Origin of the sequence: Streptomyces azureus, from assembly GCF_001270025.1 — a bacterium.
Taxonomy (GTDB): domain Bacteria; phylum Actinomycetota; class Actinomycetes; order Streptomycetales; family Streptomycetaceae; genus Streptomyces; species Streptomyces azureus.
Genome location: NZ_DF968187.1, coordinates 45,719 through 65,291, shown reverse-complemented (window position 1 = coordinate 65,291; position 19,573 = coordinate 45,719). Strand labels below are relative to the sequence as shown.

Here is a 19,573-nt window from a genome sequence, read left to right as displayed (position 1 = left end):
CCTCGCAGGCCCGAGGAGCCCCCATGCAACTCGCCGCGATCATCGTGTCGCTGGTCTTGACCGTGGTCGGCGTCGCGCTGTTCGCACGCGCGACCGGCCAGTTCGTCCGGTACTTCAAGCTGGGCCAGCCCGTGCCCGCCGGTACCCGGACCGACAACCCCTACCAGCGCAGCGTGACGCTGGTGAAGGAGTTCCTCGGCCACACGCGCATGAACCGGTGGGGCATCGTCGGCATCGCCCACTGGTTCGTGGCGATCGGCTTCCTGACGCTGCCGCCGACGATCATCACCGCGTACGGCCAGCTGTTCCAGGCCGACTGGACGCTGCCGGTGCTCGGCGGCTTCCTCCCCTACGAGTTCTACATCGAGTTCATCGCCGCGATGACGACCCTCGGCATCGCGACCCTGATGGTCATCCGCCTGCTGAACCTGCCGTCGCGCCCGGGCCGCAAGTCCCGCTTCGCCGGCTCGAAGATGGGCCAGGCGTACTTCGTCGAGTACGTCATCTTCACGATCGGTCTGGCCATCTACGTCCTGCGGGGCCTGGAGGGTGCGCTCCACCACGTGGACGGCTACGAGGCCGCGTACTTCGCCTCGTACCCGCTGGTCCTGGCCTTCAAGGGCCTGAGCGTGGCGGCGCTGCAGAACCTCGTCTACTTCTTCGCGATGATCAAGCTGGGCACGACCATGATCTGGATGATCACGGTCAGCCTGAACACCAACATGGGTGTGGCCTGGCACCGCTTCCTGGCCTTCCCGAACATCTGGTTCAAGCGCGAGGCGACGGGCGAGACGGCTCTGGGCGCGCTCCAGCCCATGACCTCCGGCGGCAAGCCGATCGACTTCACCGACCCGGGCGACGACGACGTCTTCGGTGTCTCCCAGGTCGAGCAGTTCTCCTGGAAGGGCCTGCTGGACTTCTCCACGTGCACCGAGTGCGGCCGCTGCCAGTCGCAGTGCCCGGCGTGGAACACGGGCAAGCCCCTCTCTCCCAAGCTGCTGATCATGTCGCTGCGCGACCACGCGCACGCCAAGGCGCCGTACCTGCTGGCCGGCGGCGGCAAGACGATGGAGGGCGAGGAGAAGGCGTCTGCCGAGGCTCTCAAGGACGTCCCGGCGTCCGCGCTGGCGGAGGCCGAGCGTCCCCTGGTCGGCACGCTGGAGGACAACGGCGTCATCGACCCGGACGTCCTGTGGTCCTGCACGACCTGCGGTGCCTGCGTCGAGCAGTGCCCGGTGGACATCGAGCACGTCGACCACATCGTCGACATGCGCCGCTACCAGGTGATGATCGAGTCCGCGTTCCCGTCCGAGGCGGGCACGATGCTCAAGAACCTGGAGAAGAAGGGCAACCCCTGGGGCCTGGCGAAGAAGCAGCGCCTGGAGTGGCTCAAGGATGTCGACTTCGAGGTCCCGGTCGTCGGCAAGGACATCGAGGACCTGTCCGAGGTCGAGTACCTCTACTGGGTCGGCTGCGCGGGCGCACTCGAGGACCGCGCGAAGAAGACCACGAAGGCCTTCGCGGAGTTGCTCCACATCGCGGGCGTCAAGTTCGCCATCATGGGCGGCGACGAGAAGTGCACGGGTGACTCGGCACGGAGGCTCGGCAACGAGCCCCTGTTCCAGGAGCTCGGCATGGAGAACGTCATGGCGCTGAACATGGCGTTCGGCGAGGAGATGGACGACGACGGCAAGGTCGTCCCGGAGTCCGCGAAGCCCAAGTCGGCGAAGAAAATCGTCGCCACCTGCCCGCACTGCCTCAACACCCTCGGCAACGAGTACCCGCAGCTCGGCGGCGACTACGAGGTCATCCACCACACGCAGCTGCTCCAGCACCTGGTGGACGAGGGCAAGCTCATCCCGGTCACCCCGGTCGAGGGCATCATCACCTACCACGACCCCTGCTACCTGGGCCGCCACAACAAGATCTACACGCCCCCGCGCGAGATCATCGCCAGCGTCCCGGGCATCCGCAACGAGGAGATGCACCGCCACAAGGAGCGGGGCTTCTGCTGTGGCGCGGGTGGTGCTCGGATGTGGATGGAGGAGCGGATCGGCAAGCGCATCAACAACGAGCGGGTGGATGAGGCGCTGTCGGTGAACCCCGACATCGTGTCGACGGCGTGCCCCTTCTGCCTCGTGATGCTGACCGACTCGGTCAACGGCAAGAAGAACGACGGCAAGGCGAAGGAGTCCATCCAGGTGGTGGATGTGGCTCAGCTGCTGCTGGACTCGGTGAAGACGCCGGTGTCCGCGGAGGGCGAGGGCGACGACGGTGACGGCGACGGCGGCGGGGAACCGCCGGCGGGGGCGGCGGACTCCGCGAGTGCGCCGGAGCCGGAGCCGGTTAAGTAGGCGGTTGCTGCGGGTTGTCTGACGCCCCCTGTCCGAGTCATCGGGCGGGGGGCGTCGGCGTTTCACGGCTGCCGCTGCCGTACGGGTGGCACGGGCACCCGCAGAGTGAGCCGGAAACCGAGACGGACGCAGCGTCGGCCTAACTCGCATGACGGCGGGCTCGGGTTGGCGTTAGCGTTAGCGTGCGATGGTGATCAGTGATGAGGGGGCACGTCTCGGCGCAGAAGCCGCACGTCGCCTGGCACAGACCGGACTCTACGAGTTCGAGCCGGGGCTGTCGGACGCCGAGTTCGCGCGCATCGAGCGCGAGTACGGATTTGAGTTCGCGGATGACCACCGCGCGTTCCTCTCGGCCGGCCTTCCGGTGAACCTCCCTCCTGAGGAGGGACAGACCTGGTCCGAGCCGTGGCCCGACTGGCGCAACGCGGCTCCGGACAGGCTGCGCGGTCACCTCGGCTGGCCGACGGAGGGCGTCCTACTGAGCATTGAGCACAACGGCTTCTGGCACGAGGGCTGGGGCGAGCGTCCGGCCGACGGCGCGGCGGCGATGGCCGCGGCACGACACCATCTCGCGGAAGCGCCGGTGTTGGTACCCGTGTATGCCCATCGGTATCTCCCAGCCGGCCGGGGCAGCCACGGGCACCCGGTGCTCTCGATGTGGCAGACCGACATCATCTACTACGGGTCGGACCTGGTCGACTACGTGCACAGGGAGTTCGACGAGGCACGCGGCGACGTCGACGAAAGCTGGAACCCGAGAGCAACCGTTCCCTTCTGGCGGGACCTTCTCTGAACTCCTGAGGGTCTGGCCACGATCTGGCATGGCTGGCATGGGGCTTCACGTGCGAGACCCCCCTGGCAGGATCAGTTTTGCGGGACTCGTTCAATCGCAAGAGGCACAACGGAGTCCAGCTCGGTTGCGTCCCCTTCGCCTTCGCTGCTCCCCTCGGCGCCGGGGCCATCAACAGGAATCACGATCAGCAAGGTGTGTGGCCGAGGCAGGTGACCGGTGTCCATTGGCGGGTCGTGGTGCGCGACATCAATGACGCGTACCAGTGTTTCCGGGATGCCGACGAGGCATGTGTCGTCCGGCTTCAGGGTTCGTGGGTCCTGTTCCGTCCGGAAGAGTGACCACTCCCAGCCGTCGGGTTGTGCCGGCTGACCGGGGCCACCGCTGCGGCCTGGCGCACCACATGACCGGCGGGGAGCTGATCCTCGGGGCGGTGCCGGCGCGGCTGAGGAGCGGGAGATCGCCGCGCAGGCCGAGACGACGAGGAAGCAGATCGCGCGGCTGACCACGCGACTGGACGAGTTCGGACGGGTCGCCGAGGAGGTCCGGATCACCCGCGAGACGCCGCTGGAGCTGCCCGATCCGCAGCCGCCCGCGCCGTCGGCCCCGAAGCTTCCGGACCGTGCGGCCTACCAGCAGACCACTCTCTCAGTCCAGTCTCTTCCCCATGCGCGCTGAAAACTTCTCTGTGTCCTTCGTGTGCCACCACTCGAACAGGTGGGTACGCACGAGGAACTCGAGGTAATTCAGGGTTTCCTCGGAGAGGTCCCCGCTCACCAGACTCGCTTCATGCCCCTGGTAGTCAAGTGAGACTTCCCAGAGCTGCCCTGAGACCCTGATCTGGATTTTCAGAAGCAATTCAGGAAAGACAGACGGCACCTTCACCTCAAGGACTTCAAGAGAGGTTCCTCCGCCCTCGCTCTGCAGTCCTGAAAGTTTTCGGGTGAGTGATTCCCTCACTTGCTCCGGGGTGGCCATATGGGTCCTCTCAGCACTTCGCCTCTGCGCTCGCTGAAGCCGCGGCTACGGCCGGTGTTGTGTACTCTACCGTGGCCGTAATGATTCCCCGGGGCGTCAGACCGCCCGGTTTCCCTCCAAGGGGGCCCTTGTTGACGACCACCTTGAAGTTTTTCCTCGGCGGCTTCGAGGAGCAGCCGGTACCCACCTTGTATCGGTAGTACACCCCGGGTGTCTTCTCGTAGCCGTTGAAGAGTGTGTCGCTGATCTTGTTCTTGAAGCTGGTGCTCCAGCGTCCGCGCTCAACTATGTGGTTGTAGCCCCAAGTTTTCGTTCCGCAGCGCAGAGGCATCTTGCTCGGGCCGATCCAGAAGGTGTAGGCGACCTTTGAGTAGTGACGCGACTTGCAGGGGTTTGACGCGCTCACTGTGGCTGCTGCGGGCAGCTCGGTGGATGCGTTCGCGGGCATAGGCGCGGCTAGCAGGACAGTAGCTCCTGCTGCCGCGATGAACATCGCGGTGGACTTGCGGAAATACGTAGCGCGCACGTCTTCTCTTTTCGATGCCGGATGCTTCTGCATGCCTTCCGTGGCCTACTTATGCTCTCCTTCTGGGATTTACATTTGCAAGGAAGCACTGCTTGATCATGTTCACGCTCCGGAGTGGAACCGATGCGCTGAGCTGCTCATCTTGCCCAGAATGCCTGGTGTTCCACACCCGCCTCGAACTCAAGCGCCCAGCCGCGGCCGCAGCCGCCCCGCGACGCCGCGGCCAGCCCGCTTGCCCCTCGAAAGGGAGAAACGGACATCAACTCCCGTACCGCCGGATTTCGTCGAAGCCGGTTCGGAGAAGCTCGTGGAGGGAATTCACGCACGGTCTCCCCTCGACAAGGGAAAGTCGTACCAACTTGCCGTCGTGTGCACAGGTACTGGAAAAGCGCAGATGACGCTCAAGTACGGCAACGTCGAAAAGCGCGAGATGCTGACGTGTGACGGCGCTCCCCCATACTGGCGAATATCCGACTCCCCGGGGCAGCTGACGCTCGATGTTGATGCTGCCGGGAACAGCACGGGCGCAGCCGCTTGGCGGATCAGCAGAGTGCGCCTCTAGTGCTGTGACCGCATCCGCTGGGGCGGACGCCCACTGCCCGTCACGGCCCGACGCCTCGCTCACGACCGCCGCCGAGCCCGACCACCGCGCTCACCCGCGGTGCCGGGCTGGGACCTGGCTGCACTGTGGCCGGCCGTAATCCGCTTGCCTCCGGCCAGACATGAACGCTGCACTGTGGCCAGACACCATGAGTCGTGGTGCCGGTATCCCAAGGTGAGGCAGCGGAGCAATGGAGATTCGTTCCACAACCGATGAGGACCTTGACGTCTTCGTCGACACAGTTCATGCCGCGTTCGGGCGCTTCCCGGAAACCCCGGTCGAGGGCGGTGGGCTCTGGTGGTCGGCGCTCGAAATGGACCGCTGCCTGCTCGCCGTGACGGCGGACGGGCGGCCCGTCGGCACCGCCGCCACGCACTCCTTCGAGCTCACCCTGCCCGGTGAGATCCTCGTCCCGGCCCCCGGGGTGACCGCCGTCGGCGTCCTGCCCTCGCACCGGCGCCAGGGCGTGCTCAGCGCGATGATGCTGCATCAGCTCACCGAGCTGCGGGCCCGCGGGGAGTTCCTTTCCGTGCTGCTGGCCTCTGAGGCCCCGATCTACGGCAGGTTCGGCTACGGACCGGCGACCTACACGGCGCGGCTGAAGGTGCCGCGCCACGCGGCCGCCCTCACCGTTCCCCGGGCGGGCGCAGTGGCCCACGCACCAGCGACCGGCTCGGGCAACGGCTCGGTCGAGGTGCTGCGCCGGGCCGATTGCGGCGAGATTCTGGAAGAGGTCTACGACCGGTATCGCCGCGCCCAGCCCGGCGCGCTGTCCCGGCCGCACCGCTGGTGGGCCTTGCGCGCGGGGCAGCCCCCGATCTCGCCGGCGCCGCGCTACGTCGCTGTCCACCGGGACGCCGACGGCGTCCCGGACGGGTACGCCAGCTACTCGATCGAGTCCGGCACCCTGACGGTCGACGAGACCATCACCGCCGACGACGCCGTCTTCACGGCCCTGGCCCGGTTCGTACTCGGACACGACCTGGTCTCTCAGGTCGTGTTCCAGCACGTCCCGCCCGAGCACCCGCTGCGCTGGCAGCTTGCGGACTTCCGCGCCGGCGAGGTGAGCGGCGACATGGACTGGCTCTGGGTGCGGCTGCTGGACGTCCCGCGCGCACTGACCGCGCGCGGCTGGTTCATGGACGGAGAGCTTGTCCTCGACGTCGAGGACCCGTTCCTCGGCGGGCACGGCCGATACCTGCTGACCGTCCGGGACGGCAAAGCCGCCTGCGTGCCGACGGACCGGGAGCCCGACCTGTCCCTGGACATCAGGGACCTGGGCTCGGTCTACCTCGGCGGCACCGCCCCGAGCACGCTCGTGCGTGCCGGGCACATCCGGGCTCACCGACCGGGCACGGCCACCCTCGCTGACGCCCTCTTCCGCGCCGACCGCTCCCCGCACTGCCTGCACTGGTTCTGACCGCGCGCTCGCCGCCCCCGCACAAGTCTGCACAGTATTAGAGGGTGTCCGCAGAGAGCCGTGCTCATGACCTGTGGATCGGACTGGGGGGCGTACCTTCCCGAGTGATCGTTTGAAGTCATCGAGTAAACCGACGTTGCCGCGTCGGTCGGCAAGGCACACCCTGTGCTCGCCGCAATCAACGACGAAGGCTCCACGCGAGACGGCTCCCTGCTGGACGACATTGACCCGTCTCACCGAACGGTGAGCTGTTCTCAGGGGAGGTTGCCCGCTGCTCTTTCGTCTCATCGAAGATGAACCGGCGTGCTCCCCAGACCAATCCGGTAGCTCACTTCCACGGGTCGGTGAACGACCGGCCGGGCACCGGCTTGGCGATGAGCGCTACGGAGTTGAAGAAGCTGACCTGACTGATCGCGAACATCAGCGTGGCGAGCGCCTTGGGCTCATAATGCTCGGCGGCCTGCGCATACAGCTCGTCGGAGACCCTCTCGCCGCCTGCGGACGGCTGGAGCGCCGTTTCCACGAGTGCCAGCGCGGCACGCTCGGCACCGGTGAGGTACGGCGAGTCCTGCCAGGACGTCACGGACGTGATCCGCTCCTCCGACTCCCCGGCCTTGCACAGGAATCCCGTCTCCTACTGGAGACTCAAGCCCATCCGTCTGCCGACAGCCAACCACTCCTCGTCCACAGGCCTTGACCATTACTCGTCCGCAGACAGGCATTCCGCAACTGCCCGGACGCCGGACATCCCCGTCAGCCACGGCTACGGCCATGGTGAAGGCGGGACGTCACTGCCGGCGTGGCCGGGCGTGGCCTTGAGCGTCGTAGCGCCCTGCGGTTGCAGGTGAGGCGTGTGCGATGAGGCGGCCCCGGACACCGGCGGTGAGAGGCGCTGGGGGTGGTGGCGTCGGGCGAGCCACAGCACGATCGCGGCGTAGATCAGGGTCGTTGCCACGTCCACGAGGCCGACTTGCCAGGATGAGTCGGCAGCGGTCTCGTCGGACGACAGCCCGTCGACGATCGCGGCGGCGACGCCGAAGGCCAGCAGGTTGTTCAGGACGTGCAGGGCGACGGCAGCCTCCAGGCCGCCGGTACGGATGGTCAGCCAACCGCAGACCAGACCGAAGACCAGCAGGCCCATGAAGCCCCACCTGGTGCCCCAGCCGTGGGCGGCGGCGAACAGCACGGCCTGCGGGATCACCGCGAACCACGGAGAACGGACGAAGGCGCCGACCGCCTGCGTCAGCCAGCCCCGGAAGACGTACTCCTCGGCCGCGGCCTGCACCGGGACGAAGACGGCCAGCACGACCAGCGAGGTGAGGAACGAATGCCAGCCCACCCATACGACGGACTCCCCCGAGTCGCTTCCGCTGTCAGGCAGGAGGACGACGGACACCGCCAGCACGGTCACGGGGAGCACCGCGGCGAGCAGACACCGGACCAGCCAGCGCCACCGCAGCCGTCCGCCGACCGACGACAGGGTGCCGGGCGGTCGCCGCCCTGGCCACCATACGGCCAGCAGGATCACGGGCAGGGCAACCGCGATGAAGGTCAGGTCCAGGGCCGTGTTGACGAGTAGGCCGAAGTCGTAGCCCCCGTCCGGCAGTTCACGGAGCCCGGCCGCTGCCCCGAAACCGTAGGAGAGGGCGAACAGCAAGAGGCTGAGCACGACGTACACACCAAGAGCCAGCAGAGTGCCGAGCACTGGCCGCCACCAGCTGTGACGGCCGGTGCAGTGGCCCATGCGGTGGTAAGGGAGGCCGGTGGGGTGCGGTGGTAAGGGGATTGTCATGATCAGCAGCTTCCCAGGCGGGGGCCGTCATCGCCGCTGATTTGCAGCCCCCGTATGACCGCGCCCATGAACTGGGAGAAGTGGCATGAGCGTTACGACGTCGCACAGCCCGGCCGCCCCGGCGGTGGGTCACCGATGCGGAACGCCCTCCCTGCCGCCTGGGATAACCACGGGTAACCGGTGATGAGTCGCGGGGGTGGTACAAGGGGGGCGCACAAGAGGCGCGCGTTATTCGCGAGTGCATTCGCCGGAGACTGCAAACGCAGGCTCGCCAACCCGTGAAATGTGAAGATCACTCACGAGGCCCAGGGGCCACTTGGCCAAGCCTCACCCCGCAACGCCCATCAGCCCCGCAACACTTCACAGATATCGAATGAGTAAAGAGGGTTCCGTTCAGCGAATCCTTGTTGAACCATGAAGGTCCACAAATAAGGGGGGTTTGTGAAGATCGCTGGTTGCGCTTTGCGCACGCTCGGGCAGGGGGCCCTGGCAGGCCGGTGATGCGGTGATGGTGCCGTTCCCACACCGCTTCTCACGCAGTACCACGCCACGGCCGCCTGCCTCAGGAACAGGCGGACGTACTTCAGGGGTGAGGAATCCACCATGCACATATGTGTGCTGGGGCAGGGCTATGTCGGCCTGCCCCTGGCCGTGAGGGCCGCCGAGGTCGGTCATACCGTGACCGGCTACGAGCCCGACCGGACGCGTTGCGAGGCGCTGGCCGCGGGGGCGTCGTATGTCGAGGACATCGGCGACGACCGGCTCCGGGCGGTGCTGGGTTCAGGTGCGTACAACGCCACCGCCGACCCGCAGGACCTCAAGGGCTTCGACGTCGCGGTCATCACCGTGCCCACTCCGCTGACCGACCGCGCGCCCGACCTGAGTTGCGTACGGGACGCCGGCCGCGTGCTCGCGGAGTGGATCGAGCCGGGTGCCACCGTCGTGCTCGAGTCGACCACCCATCCCGGCACGACCCGTGACGTGCTCATACCGTTGCTGGAGGAGGGCTCCGGGCTCGTCGCCGGCCGGGACTTCCACGTCGGGTTCAGTCCCGAGCGCATCGACCCGGGCAACGCCGACTGGCGCTTGGAGAACACACCGAAGATCGTCGCCGGACTGACCGAGGGCTGTCTGCGGCGCGTGAAGGACTTCTACGACACGGTCACCGACGTCACCGTGCCCGCCTCGGGGCTCGAAGAGGCCGAGCTGGCCAAGGTGTTCGAGAACACCTACCGGCACGTCAACATCGCCCTGGTCAACGAGCTCTCACGGATGGCCCACACGCTGGGCGTCGACGTGTGGCACACGCTGGAGCTGGCCGCGACCAAGCCCTTCGGGTTCACCCGGTTCCTGCCCGGGCCCGGCGTGGGCGGACACTGCCTGCCCATCGACCCGGTCTACCTCAGCCATCACGTCAAGGCACGGCACGGGCAGACGTTCCGGCTCATCGAGCTGGCGCAGGACATCAACGAGAGTCAGCCGGACTATGTCGTGCGCCGGCTTCAGGACTCCCTCAGCCGGCGCTTCCGGCGGAGCGTGCACGGGGCGCGCATCCTCGCGCTCGGTGCCGCCTACAAGCCGGGCACCTCGGACGCCCGCCAGTCGCCGGCCGTCGAAGTCACCGACCGGCTGCGGGCGATGGGGGCGGACGTCACCGTCGTAGACCCCTATCTGCCGGTGGCGGACAGCGGCTGCCGGGAGATTCCCTTCGGGACAACGACCGCATCAGCGACCGTCGCCGACTTCGACGCCGTCGTCCTGCTCACCCCGCACGGCGAGTTCGACCTCGTCCGGCTCGCCGCCGAGGCCGCCTACGTGCTCGACACCCGTGGCGTCATGGCCGCCGCACCCCACATCGAACGGCTCTAGAGAGCCCCGGAAGGAAAGAGGGACAACATGTACGGACAGAACGGTGTGGGCGCCGCGATCGGGACCGCCACCGGCGGAGCCGCCCTGGCCGCCACCGGCGGAACCGCACTCGGGTGGATCGTGCTGGGAGCCATGCTCCTCGTGATCGGCGGCGTCGCGGTGTTCCGCACGGCGACCCGCGGCAAGCGAGTGACCGCTTGAGCACCACGCAGGCCCCCGCGTCACGGGGGAGACTCACTGTGGTGACCGCCGTGGTGGTGGCGGCTCTGGCCGCTGCCACCGTCGTGGTGCACCTCCAGTCGAAGAGCCCGGTCCTCACGTTCTACTGGTGGCTGGGCATGACGGTGATCGTGCTCTGCCTCGTCTCGTTCCTGAAGGGCCGGTCCTTCACCCACCTCCCGGTCGCTCCGGGCCGGACGGTGGCGATCGTCCCGGCCTTCGAGGAGCCCTCGGAGAACCTGCACCGCACGGTGCGATCGCTGCTGGCCCAGACGCACCCGGTCGACGAGATCCACGTCATCGACGACGGCTCTCAGCAGCACCCCGTGGAACCCTTCGAGCACCCCCGGGTCTTCTGGCACCGACAGGAGAACAAGGGGAAGCGCGGGGCGCAGGTCACCGTGCTGCGGCATCTCCAGGAGCAGAACAAGCACTTCGACTACGTGCTCACCATCGATTCCGACGGCGAGCCCTTCCCGGACGCGCTCGAACAGCAGCTGCGGGCCATGAGCAACCCGCGGATCCAGGCCACCACCGGCATGATCTACATCCGCAACTTCGAGGAAACCTGGGTCTCCCGGGCAGCGGACATCGACATCGGCACCTCCTGCGTGATGATGCGCTCCTCGCGCTCCATGCTCGGAGCCCTGGAGACGACCTCCGGAGCGCTGGCGCTCTACCGGGCCGAGCTGCTCTACGACCACCTCGACGCCTACGAGGTGGAGTGCGGCACCGGCGACGACCGCTGGCTGGCCCTGCGGGCGCTCATGCGCGGCGAGGTCGTGGCCGTCAACGAGGCCGGAGTCGTCACCGACATGCCGACGACGTTGAAGAAGACCTACCGACAGCGGCTGCGCTGGGCCCGGTCGTGGTGGTGGATGCTGCCGTTCGTGTACGCACGGCTGTCGCTGAAGCAGCTCATCTCGCCGACCTTCGGACTGCTCCAGCTCGTCATCACACCGGTGATGCTGGCCTGGATCGTCGTCATGACGCTCATGACCCTGGGCGGGCGGTACCACAACCCCGGCATCGCCCTGGTCTACCTCGCCGTGTACCTGGTGGTGCGCTACGGCCAGTCCGGCCTGTACGTCCTCATGCGGCCGGACATGACCACGCGCCAGCGCTGGCGATCCTGGCTCGTCGGCACTCCGGCGGCCGTGTTCATGAACATCGTGCTGCTGTGCCCGACGCGGTACTGGGCCCTGTTCAAGCTCCGCGACAACGCCTGGCAGTCGCGCGGTCTGACGGCGAAGACGGCACTGCCGAAGGGTGGTCGTCATCGTGCCGGTTCCAAGGACCTGCTGAACGCCTGACCGTCACGCACCGCCCGTGCGATGAGTTTCCGGCCTGCCTGCGGTCTATGGATACACAAGGGCCGCTCCCGGCCCCGAACCCATAGGAGCCGCGATGACCACCGTCGTGATGCACAACGTCGTCTCCGTGGACGGTTTCATCGCCGGCGCGGACGATCAGGTCGGTCCTCTCTTCGACTGGTACGGCAACGGCGATGTCCAGCTCAGCGAGTACGCCCAGGTGTCGAAGGTCTCCGCCGACTACGTGCGGCCGACCATGGCGAGGATCGGGACGCTGGTGGTCGGGCGGCATGTGTTCGACATGACCGACGGGTGGGGCGGCGTGCCGCCGGCCGGTGAGCACCTGGTGGTCGTGTCGCACCGGCCCCGGCCCCAGGGCTGGCACCCGGACGCGCCGTTCCACTTCGTCGGCGGTGTGGAGGAGGCCATCGCCAAGGCCAAGGAGCTGACCGGGGAGGACCGGGACGTCGGCGTGGCGGCGGGGGACGTCGGCGGACAGGCGTTCGCGCTCGGTCTGGTCGACGAGGTGGCCATGGACGTCGTGCCGGTGGTGTTCGGCTCGGGCAAGCGGTACTTCGGGTCGGTGGACGCCCAGTACCTGCTGGAGGACCCGCACACCGTGATCCAGGGCGACCGCGTGCTGCACCTGCGCTACCGGGTCCGCAAGCAGCCGTGACCACGTACCAGGAGAGGTCGACCGCCATGGACGAGATGGAACCGCAGACCGCCGCCGGCAAGGTGCTCTGGCACTTCTCGATGTCCCTGGACGGGTTCGTCGCCGGGCCGAATCACACGATGGACTGGATGACGGGGGCGACCTTCCGCCCCGGCCTCGTCGAGGAGTACGCCGAGACGACCGGCGCCGTGCTGGGCGGCCGGGCCGGCTGGGACGCCTACCCCGACCCCACCGGGATCTACGGCGGCGCCTGGCAGGGACCCCTTTTCGTGCTCACGCATCATCCGGACGACGCGCAGCCCACCCCGGGCGTGACCTTCCTGAGCTGCGACGTCGCCGAGGCACTCCGGATCGCGCGGGAGGCCGCCGACGGGAAGAACGTCGAGGTGTTCTCGCCGACCATCGGCCGGCAGCTCCTGGAACGCGGGCTGATCGACGAGATCGACCTGCACATCGTGCCCGTGCTGCTCGGCGACGGCATCCGGCTGTTCGACAACCCCGGGGGTGCGCCCGTAGGGCTGGAGCTGCTCGTCGGGGACGACCGCAAGGCGGCGGTCGACGTGCGGTACCGGCCGGTGCCGCCCGGCTGAGCCGCCCAGGCCCCCGAGGCCACGCGGCCCCGCGGCCCTGCCGACCGGCTGCCCTCGGGCCGCCACCGGCCTATGCCGGTGAGCTGATCCCGGCCCTCACCGGCCCACGCCGACCGGCTCCCGCGGGACCCCACGTCCCACGCCGACCGAGTGCCCCGGGCCTCCACCGGCCCACGCCGACCGGCTGATCCCCTGCCTCCGCGCCTCCCTCCCCCAGGCGCCCCCACCAACCGCCCCCTCCGCCTCAAGAATTAACCGAACTCACGTACAACCCTTACGTCCCCACACAGGTCTCCTGATCGCCGACCACCCGTGAGCCCGGACAACTCCCGGCGAACACGGACGGTCCCGGCGCCTCATCGACTGTGGATGCCCGCCAGGCATCCCGCATGCCGCAGGAGACCCCCGCATGCATCAGCACCAGCCACAGCACCGGCGACGCCCCCACGGGCGCCCGCACCCGCGCCCCGCCCTCGCGACGGCCACCGGCCCGGCCACGCCGACGGGCGGGCTGTCCGTGCCCGCGACCGGCACGGCGACACACCGGGACTCCGCCCCACAGGCCTGCCTCACCGCCTGAGCCGCCCCGCTCTCCTCACCCGGGACCGGCCCTCAGGCCCGGCCCGCCGCTTCCCACCCGGAGCCCCACCTTGCGCAAGCGCACCCTCCTCCTGGCCGCCACACTCACCACCGGCCTGCTCACCATCACCCCGGCCGCCGCCGCGCCCTCGGGCCTCGCCGGGGACTTCAACGGCGACGGGTACCGGGACGTCGCGGCCGGCGCCCCCTGCTCCAACGTCGGCTCGGCCTCCTGCGCCGGCGCGGTCGTCGTGCTGTACGGCTCGGCGTCCGGTGTGTCGGCCGCCCGCAAGGCCGTCATCACCCAGAACTCCGCGAGCGTGCCCGGCACCGCCGAGTCGGGCGACGTGTTCGGCGCCGCCCTGGCCACCGGCGACCTGGACAGGGACGGCTACTCCGACCTCGTCGTCGGCGCCACCGGCGAGAGCATCGGCGACCGGGACGGCATCGGCTCCGGCACGATCCTGTGGGGCAGCACGTCGGGCCTGACCAGCGGCAAGGGCCTGCCGCAGCCGTCGACGCTGTCCGAGTACGGCGGCTTCTCCCGGGGCATCGCGACCGGCGACTTCGACGGTGACGGCGACACGGACGTCACGCTCACCGGCCAGAGCCACACCCGCATCTACCGAGGCCCCTTCACCCGCACCGGCGGCCCGCAGAGCCACTCCGTCGTCGGCGAGCTGGGCACGACGTACGAGGTGATCGCGGGTGACATGACCGGCGACGGCGCGGCCGAGCGCGTCTACCCCTTCAACGTGGACGGCGACACCGGCGGCCAGATCAACTACTTCCGCTGGACCGGCACGACGTACAAGATGGCCGAGCTGCCGGACGCCGACGGCTACCCCGGCTCGATCGGCGACATCAACGGCGACGGCTACGGCGACCTCGTCCTCGGCGACCACACGGACCCGTACGACCTCAAGCCCGGCGGCCACAAGGGCGGCCAGATCACCGTCTGGTACGGCGGCCCGAACGGCCCCGACCCGGCGCAGCAGCCGACCGTCGTCCACCAGGACACCGCGGGCGTGCCCGGCGCGGGCGAGGCCTACGACGGTTTCGGCACGGCGGTGAGCACCGGCGACATCAACGGCGACGGGTACGCCGACGTCGTGGTCTCCGCCGCGGGCGAGGACGTCGGCTCGGCGAAGGACGCGGGCTCGGTGACCGTGCTGTTCGGCTCCGCCTCCGGCCTGAGGACCAGCAGCGGAGTGAAGTCGTACACCCAGGACACCGCCGGTGTGCCGGGCTCCGCCGAGTCCTGGGACCGGTTCGGTTCCGCGGTCGGCCTGACCGACGTGACCAAGGACGGCAAGGCGGACCTGGTGATCGGCGTCGACGGCGAGAACTCCACGGGTGGCCTGTGGACCCTGCGCGGCTCCGCCTCCGGCCTGACCACGAGCGGGGCGCAGGGCATCACCACCACCGCCGTCTCCCTCAAGGACGGCAACCTCGGTTCTGTCGTCGCACAGTGACGCCCCGTCGCTCCGTGACGCCCCGTCAACTCCCCTGCGAGGCACGTACACCCATGCGCACCCGTATCACCGCCGCCGTCCTCGCGGCGGCCCTGACCCCGCTCGCCCTCACCCTCTCCGCCCCCGCCGCGCACGCCGCGACGCCCGCCGCCCCCTACGACTTCAACGGCGACGGCCGTACCGACCTCGCGATCGGCGCGCCGGGCGCCACCGTCGCCGGGCAGGCGAGGGCCGGTGCCGTGTCGGTGGTCTACGGCAGCACCAGCGGGCCGAAGAGCTCCACGCGCACGCTCCTGACCCAGAACACGGCCGGACTGCCCGGTGCCGCCGAGGCCGATGACGCCTTCGGCTCCGCGCTCGCCTCCGCGGACCTCAACACCGACGGCTACGCCGACCTGCTGATCGGCACGCCCGGCGAGGACGGCACCGACAGCAACGACGGCACGGTCACCATCGTCTGGGGCGCGAAGTCCGGCCTGTCCGGCGCCCGTTCGCTGTTCAGCTTCTTCAGCACCGACTACGACCGGTACGGCCAGGCGCTGGCCGCCGGTGACTTCGACGGCGACGGGGACGTGGACGTCGCGGTCGGCTCCACCGGCCCGGTCACCCTCTCCCTCGTGGCGGGCCCGATCACCAGGACGAGCGCCTCCAACGGCGGTTCGGGCTCGCGCAACGACTGGTGGTCCTCCTCGCACGGCGTCACGCACCTCTCCTCCGGCGACGTCACCGGCGACGGCCGCCCCCGGGTGGTCCTGCACGGCCGTGCCGTGAACACCGGTGCCGCGACCACCGCCCTGGCCGACCTGAAGATCGGCAACTACGTCGACTGGCTGGAGCGACTGCCCGCCGGGTTCGTCTCCGCCGTCGGGGACATCGACGGCGACGGCCACGACGACATCGCCGTGGGCAACGACCGGGAGACGTCCGCCGACCCGGAGGGCGCCCTCGGCGGCAAGGTCACCGTCGTCTACGGCGGACCCGACGGCGGCCTCGACGCGAACCGCGCCCCGCTCGGCCTCACCCAGGACACCGCCGGTGTGCCCGGCGCCTCCGAGCAGGGCGACCGCTTCGGCAGCGGCGTCTCGCTCGGCGACGTCAACGGCGACGGGTTCGCCGACCTGGCGATCGGCGCCGCCGGCGAGAACGCCGCCGCCGGTGCCGTCACCGTGCTGTACGGCTCGGCGTCCGGCCTGACCACCAAGGGCGCGACGTCGTACACCCAGAACACCGCGGGCGTGCCCGGGAGTTCGGAGAAGGGCGACCGTTTCGGCGCCCGCGTGACCCTCACCGACCACACCGGCGACCGCCGCGCCGACCTGTCCGTCTCCGCGCCGGGCGAGAACGCCGGCGACGGCGCGGTCTGGTCCCTGCGCTCCACCGCCACCGGCCCGACGGCCACCGGCTCCGTCAGCTTCGGCCCGGGCACGACCGGCGTCTCCACGGCCGGCACGCCGGGCTACGGCACCGCACTCAACTCCTGATCACGACAACACCTGGGACTCAGATGCGCAAGCGCACCCTCCTCCTGGCCACGGCCCTCACCACCGGCCTGCTCGCCTCCCTGCCCGTGACGGCGGCCAGCGCCGCGCCCGCCGCCGGCCCGAAGGCCGACTTCAACGGCGACGGCTACGGCGATGTCGCCTTCGCCGCCCCGTACGCCAAGGTCGACGGCAAGGGCATGGCCGGCTATGTCGCCGTGGTCTACGGCGGCGCCACCGGCCTCGACCCGGCCAAGCGGACCGTGGTCAGCCAGAACACCGCCGGGGTGCCCGGTGCCGCCGAGGCCGAGGACACCTTCGGTGACGCGCTCGCCGTGGCCGACCTCAACGGCGACGGCTACACCGACCTCGCGGTCGGCTCCTCCGGCGAGGACGTCGGCACCGACGGCGACGGCGGCTCCGTCACCGTGCTGTGGGGATCGGCGAGCGGCCTGAAGAACGGCACCTCGGTCAAGGACCCGGCGGTCTCCGGGCACGACCACTGGGGCCGGCTGCTGACCGCGGGCGACTTCGACGGCGACGGCAAGACGGACCTGGCCGTCGGCACCGGCTCCTCCCACGTCTACGTCGTGCGCGGCGGCTTCACCACGACCGGCACCACCGGCGCCGCGAAGAAGATCAACACGCCCGAGACGGCGTACAGCGTCGACGCCATGAAGGCCGGCGACACCAACGGCGACGGCCGGTCGGACCTGGTCCTCACCTACCGCGTCCGCCTCGACTCGGCCGAGTCGGGCAGCTGGTCCAAGGGCGTCGCCTACCTCGGCTCCCCCACCGGCCCGGACACCTCGCTCCCCCGCCCCCTGAACGGCGGCACCTCCCTCGCCCTCGGCGACATCGACGGCGACGGCTACGACGAGATCGCCCTCGGCAACGTCTTCACGAAGGACGACGACCACAGCGGCTCCCTCGGCGGCCGGGTCGTCGTCATCCGCGGCTCCGAGGGCGGCCCGGTCAACGGCGACGCCCCCATGGCCGAGCTGACCCAGGCCTCCACCGGCGTCCCCGGCGCCGACGAGGCGAACGACGGCTTCGGCAGCTCGGTCTCCATCGGCGACGCCAACGGCGACGGCTACGGCGACCTCGCCATCGGCGTCATCTTCGAGGACGTCGGCACCCTTGAGGACTCCGGTTCCACGGTCCTGATGAACGGCTCGGCCTCGGGCGTCTCGCGCACCGGCGCCCGCACCCTCACCCAGGCCACCGCCGGTGTCCCGGGCACCGCCGAGGCCATGGACTACTTCGGCTCGGACGTCCTGCTGGCCGACGTCACCAAGGACGGCCGCGCCGAGTTCACGATCACCGCCGGCTTCGAGGACGAGGGCATCGGCGCGATCACGACGCTGCGCGGCTCGGCCACCGGCCCCGTGACCGACGGCGCCCGCTCCTTCGGCCCGGGCAGCCTCGGCCAGCCCCGCTCCTACGGCGCCTTCGGCACCGGCCTCATCGGCTGACCCACCAGGAGACCTCATGCGCAGATCCACCACGACCGCCCTGGTCGCCGCCCTGCTGGCGACCGGCGTCACCCCCGTGTTCCTCACCGGCCCCGCCTCCGCGGCGGTGGCGGGGCACTACGACGACTTCAACGGCGACGGCCGCCGGGACCTCGCCTACGGCGGCTACAACGACGTCGACCGCAAGGGCGGCACCGTGACCGTCGTGTACGGCACCGCCACCGGCCTCGACACCGCCCACCCGAAGTTCCTCCACCAGGACAGCGCCGGCATCCCCGGAGCCGGTGAGGAGGACGACCAGTTCGGCGAGTCCCTCGCGAGCGCCGACCTCAACAAGGACGGCTACGCGGACCTCGTCGTCGGCAACTCCATGGAGCACGTGGGCAGCGACGACTACCGCGGCACGGTCACCGTCGTCTGGGGCTCGAAGTCCGGCCTGTCCGGCGGCACGAACCTCACGCCCGTCGGCGGCGCGGGCAGCTACTTCGGCCGCGACCTCGCCATGGGCGACTTCACCGGCGACGGCTCGCCCGACCTGGCCGTGATCGGCGGCGGGGAGACGTGGCTGTACCGGGGCCCGTTCACCAAGTCCGGCACGACCGGAAAGGTCAGCGAGATCGACAAGGAGTCCGGCTGGTACTCGACCGCTCTCGGGGCCGGAAAGGTCGACGGGGACGGCAGGACCGACCTGGTGGTGATCGGCACGGAGATCACCGGCAGCGACATCCGCGAGCGCGCCTGGTTCCTCAAGGGCACGTCCTCCGGCCTCGCCGCGGGCGCCTCCAGGACCCTCAGTGACCGGCAGGAAGGCCTCTACCCGAGCCCGGTCGTCGGCGACTTCGACAAGAACGGCTACGGCGACATCGCCCTCGGTGTGCCCGACAAGGACAACGGCAAGGGGGCGGTCACGATCTGGCGCGGCACGGCGTCAGGCCCGGGCACGTCGACCACGGTCACCCAGGCCACCTCGGGCGTCTCCGGCAGCCCGGAGGCGGGCGACGACTTCGGCTACGCGATCTCGGCCGCCGACGCCAACGGCGACGGCTACGCGGACCTCGCGGTCGGCGTGCCGCACGAGGACGTCGAGGGCCTTCAGGACCAGGGCGGTGTCCACGTCTTCCGCGGCGGCTCCGGCGGCCTCAGCGGCGCCCGCTCCTCCTGGATCGCCCAGACGGTCCTGGGTCCGGCCGACTCCCACGCCGCCTTCGGCTACACCGTCCGCCTGCGCGACCTGACCGCCGACGGCAAGGCGGACCTGGCCGTGGGCGCGGCGAACGGCGCGCTGCTGATGCGGGGCACGGGCACGGTGCCGACGAAGACCGGAGCGATCATCCTGCCGGAGCTCGGCGGGTCGCTTCCCGACTGACCTGCCGGAAACCGGGCCGGCCCGGGCCCAACCGGCCAGGTGGCCCGGGCCCGATCCCGCCCGGGCCACCTG

16 protein-coding genes and 1 pseudogene are annotated in these 19,573 nt (G+C 69.7%); 13 read left to right on the top strand and 4 right to left on the bottom strand.

Annotated features, from left to right (window positions below):
* The first annotated feature begins 23 nt into the window (after positions 1-23).
* Positions 24-2,354: a (Fe-S)-binding protein gene (locus AOQ53_RS00975; protein ID WP_059414001.1), complete on the top strand. Its 2,331-nt coding sequence runs from the start codon at positions 24-26 to the stop codon at positions 2,352-2,354.
* A gap of 190 nt (positions 2,355-2,544) precedes the next feature.
* Positions 2,545-3,147, top strand: a complete 603-nt coding sequence (locus AOQ53_RS00970) for a hypothetical protein (protein WP_099054502.1) — start codon at positions 2,545-2,547, stop codon at positions 3,145-3,147.
* Positions 3,148-3,792: 645 nt separating this feature from the next.
* Here AOQ53_RS00970 and AOQ53_RS00965 read toward each other — a convergent pair.
* Together AOQ53_RS00965 and AOQ53_RS44040 are read right to left on the bottom strand one after the other, a co-directional pair.
* Positions 3,793-4,122 carry a hypothetical protein gene (locus AOQ53_RS00965; protein WP_148640273.1) on the bottom strand — a complete coding sequence of 110 codons (330 nt, stop codon included), beginning with the start codon at positions 4,120-4,122 and terminating at the stop codon, positions 3,793-3,795.
* 10 nt (positions 4,123-4,132) lie between these two features.
* Positions 4,133-4,681 (bottom strand): hypothetical protein, encoded by a 549-nt coding sequence (locus tag AOQ53_RS44040; RefSeq protein WP_148640272.1) that lies wholly within the window; start codon positions 4,679-4,681, stop codon positions 4,133-4,135.
* Between the two features lie 758 nt (positions 4,682-5,439).
* Between AOQ53_RS44040 and AOQ53_RS00960 the strand changes: the two genes are divergently transcribed.
* Positions 5,440-6,669 (top strand): GNAT family N-acetyltransferase, encoded by a 1,230-nt coding sequence (locus AOQ53_RS00960; RefSeq protein ID WP_059413995.1) that lies wholly within the window; start codon positions 5,440-5,442, stop codon positions 6,667-6,669.
* A gap of 328 nt (positions 6,670-6,997) precedes the next feature.
* Here the strand turns inward: AOQ53_RS00960 and AOQ53_RS00955 are convergent.
* Positions 6,998-7,300: pseudogene (locus AOQ53_RS00955) on the bottom strand (carboxymuconolactone decarboxylase family protein); the annotation flags it as partial.
* Positions 7,301-7,432: 132 nt separating this feature from the next.
* Positions 7,433-8,461: a type II CAAX endopeptidase family protein gene (locus AOQ53_RS00950; protein ID WP_236711519.1), complete on the bottom strand. Its 1,029-nt coding sequence runs from the start codon at positions 8,459-8,461 to the stop codon at positions 7,433-7,435.
* Between the two features lie 603 nt (positions 8,462-9,064).
* On the opposite strand from AOQ53_RS00950, the gene AOQ53_RS00945 reads away from it, so the two are divergent.
* From AOQ53_RS00945 to AOQ53_RS00910, 10 genes are all read left to right on the top strand, one after another.
* Complete coding sequence (locus AOQ53_RS00945) at positions 9,065-10,330, top strand: nucleotide sugar dehydrogenase (protein WP_059413993.1); 1,266 nt, start codon at positions 9,065-9,067, stop codon at positions 10,328-10,330.
* Between the two features lie 27 nt (positions 10,331-10,357).
* Positions 10,358-10,531, top strand: a complete 174-nt coding sequence (locus AOQ53_RS43400) for a hypothetical protein (protein ID WP_020269611.1) — start codon at positions 10,358-10,360, stop codon at positions 10,529-10,531.
* Between the two features lie 41 nt (positions 10,532-10,572).
* Positions 10,573-11,862, top strand: coding sequence for a glycosyltransferase family 2 protein (locus AOQ53_RS00940; protein WP_236711518.1), 1,290 nt, complete (start codon positions 10,573-10,575; stop codon positions 11,860-11,862).
* A 94-nt stretch (positions 11,863-11,956) separates the two neighbouring features.
* Complete coding sequence (locus tag AOQ53_RS00935; protein WP_059413989.1) at positions 11,957-12,538, top strand: dihydrofolate reductase family protein; 582 nt, start codon at positions 11,957-11,959, stop codon at positions 12,536-12,538.
* Positions 12,535-13,128, top strand: coding sequence for a dihydrofolate reductase family protein (locus tag AOQ53_RS00930; protein ID WP_236711517.1), 594 nt, complete (start codon positions 12,535-12,537; stop codon positions 13,126-13,128). Before AOQ53_RS00935 ends, AOQ53_RS00930 begins: the two co-directional genes overlap by 4 nt.
* 409 nt (positions 13,129-13,537) lie before the next feature.
* Complete coding sequence (locus AOQ53_RS44365) at positions 13,538-13,708, top strand: hypothetical protein (protein ID WP_167745660.1); 171 nt, start codon at positions 13,538-13,540, stop codon at positions 13,706-13,708.
* A 70-nt stretch (positions 13,709-13,778) separates the two neighbouring features.
* Positions 13,779-15,182 carry an FG-GAP-like repeat-containing protein gene (locus AOQ53_RS00925; protein WP_059413985.1) on the top strand — a complete coding sequence of 468 codons (1,404 nt, stop codon included), beginning with the start codon at positions 13,779-13,781 and terminating at the stop codon, positions 15,180-15,182.
* A gap of 53 nt (positions 15,183-15,235) precedes the next feature.
* Positions 15,236-16,663, top strand: coding sequence for an FG-GAP-like repeat-containing protein (locus tag AOQ53_RS00920; protein ID WP_059413983.1), 1,428 nt, complete (start codon positions 15,236-15,238; stop codon positions 16,661-16,663).
* 23 nt (positions 16,664-16,686) lie between these two features.
* Complete coding sequence (locus AOQ53_RS47235; protein ID WP_059413981.1) at positions 16,687-18,135, top strand: FG-GAP repeat domain-containing protein; 1,449 nt, start codon at positions 16,687-16,689, stop codon at positions 18,133-18,135.
* Between the two features lie 16 nt (positions 18,136-18,151).
* Positions 18,152-19,501 carry an FG-GAP and VCBS repeat-containing protein gene (locus AOQ53_RS00910; RefSeq protein ID WP_059413979.1) on the top strand — a complete coding sequence of 450 codons (1,350 nt, stop codon included), beginning with the start codon at positions 18,152-18,154 and terminating at the stop codon, positions 19,499-19,501.
* The last annotated feature ends 72 nt before the right edge of the window (positions 19,502-19,573 follow it).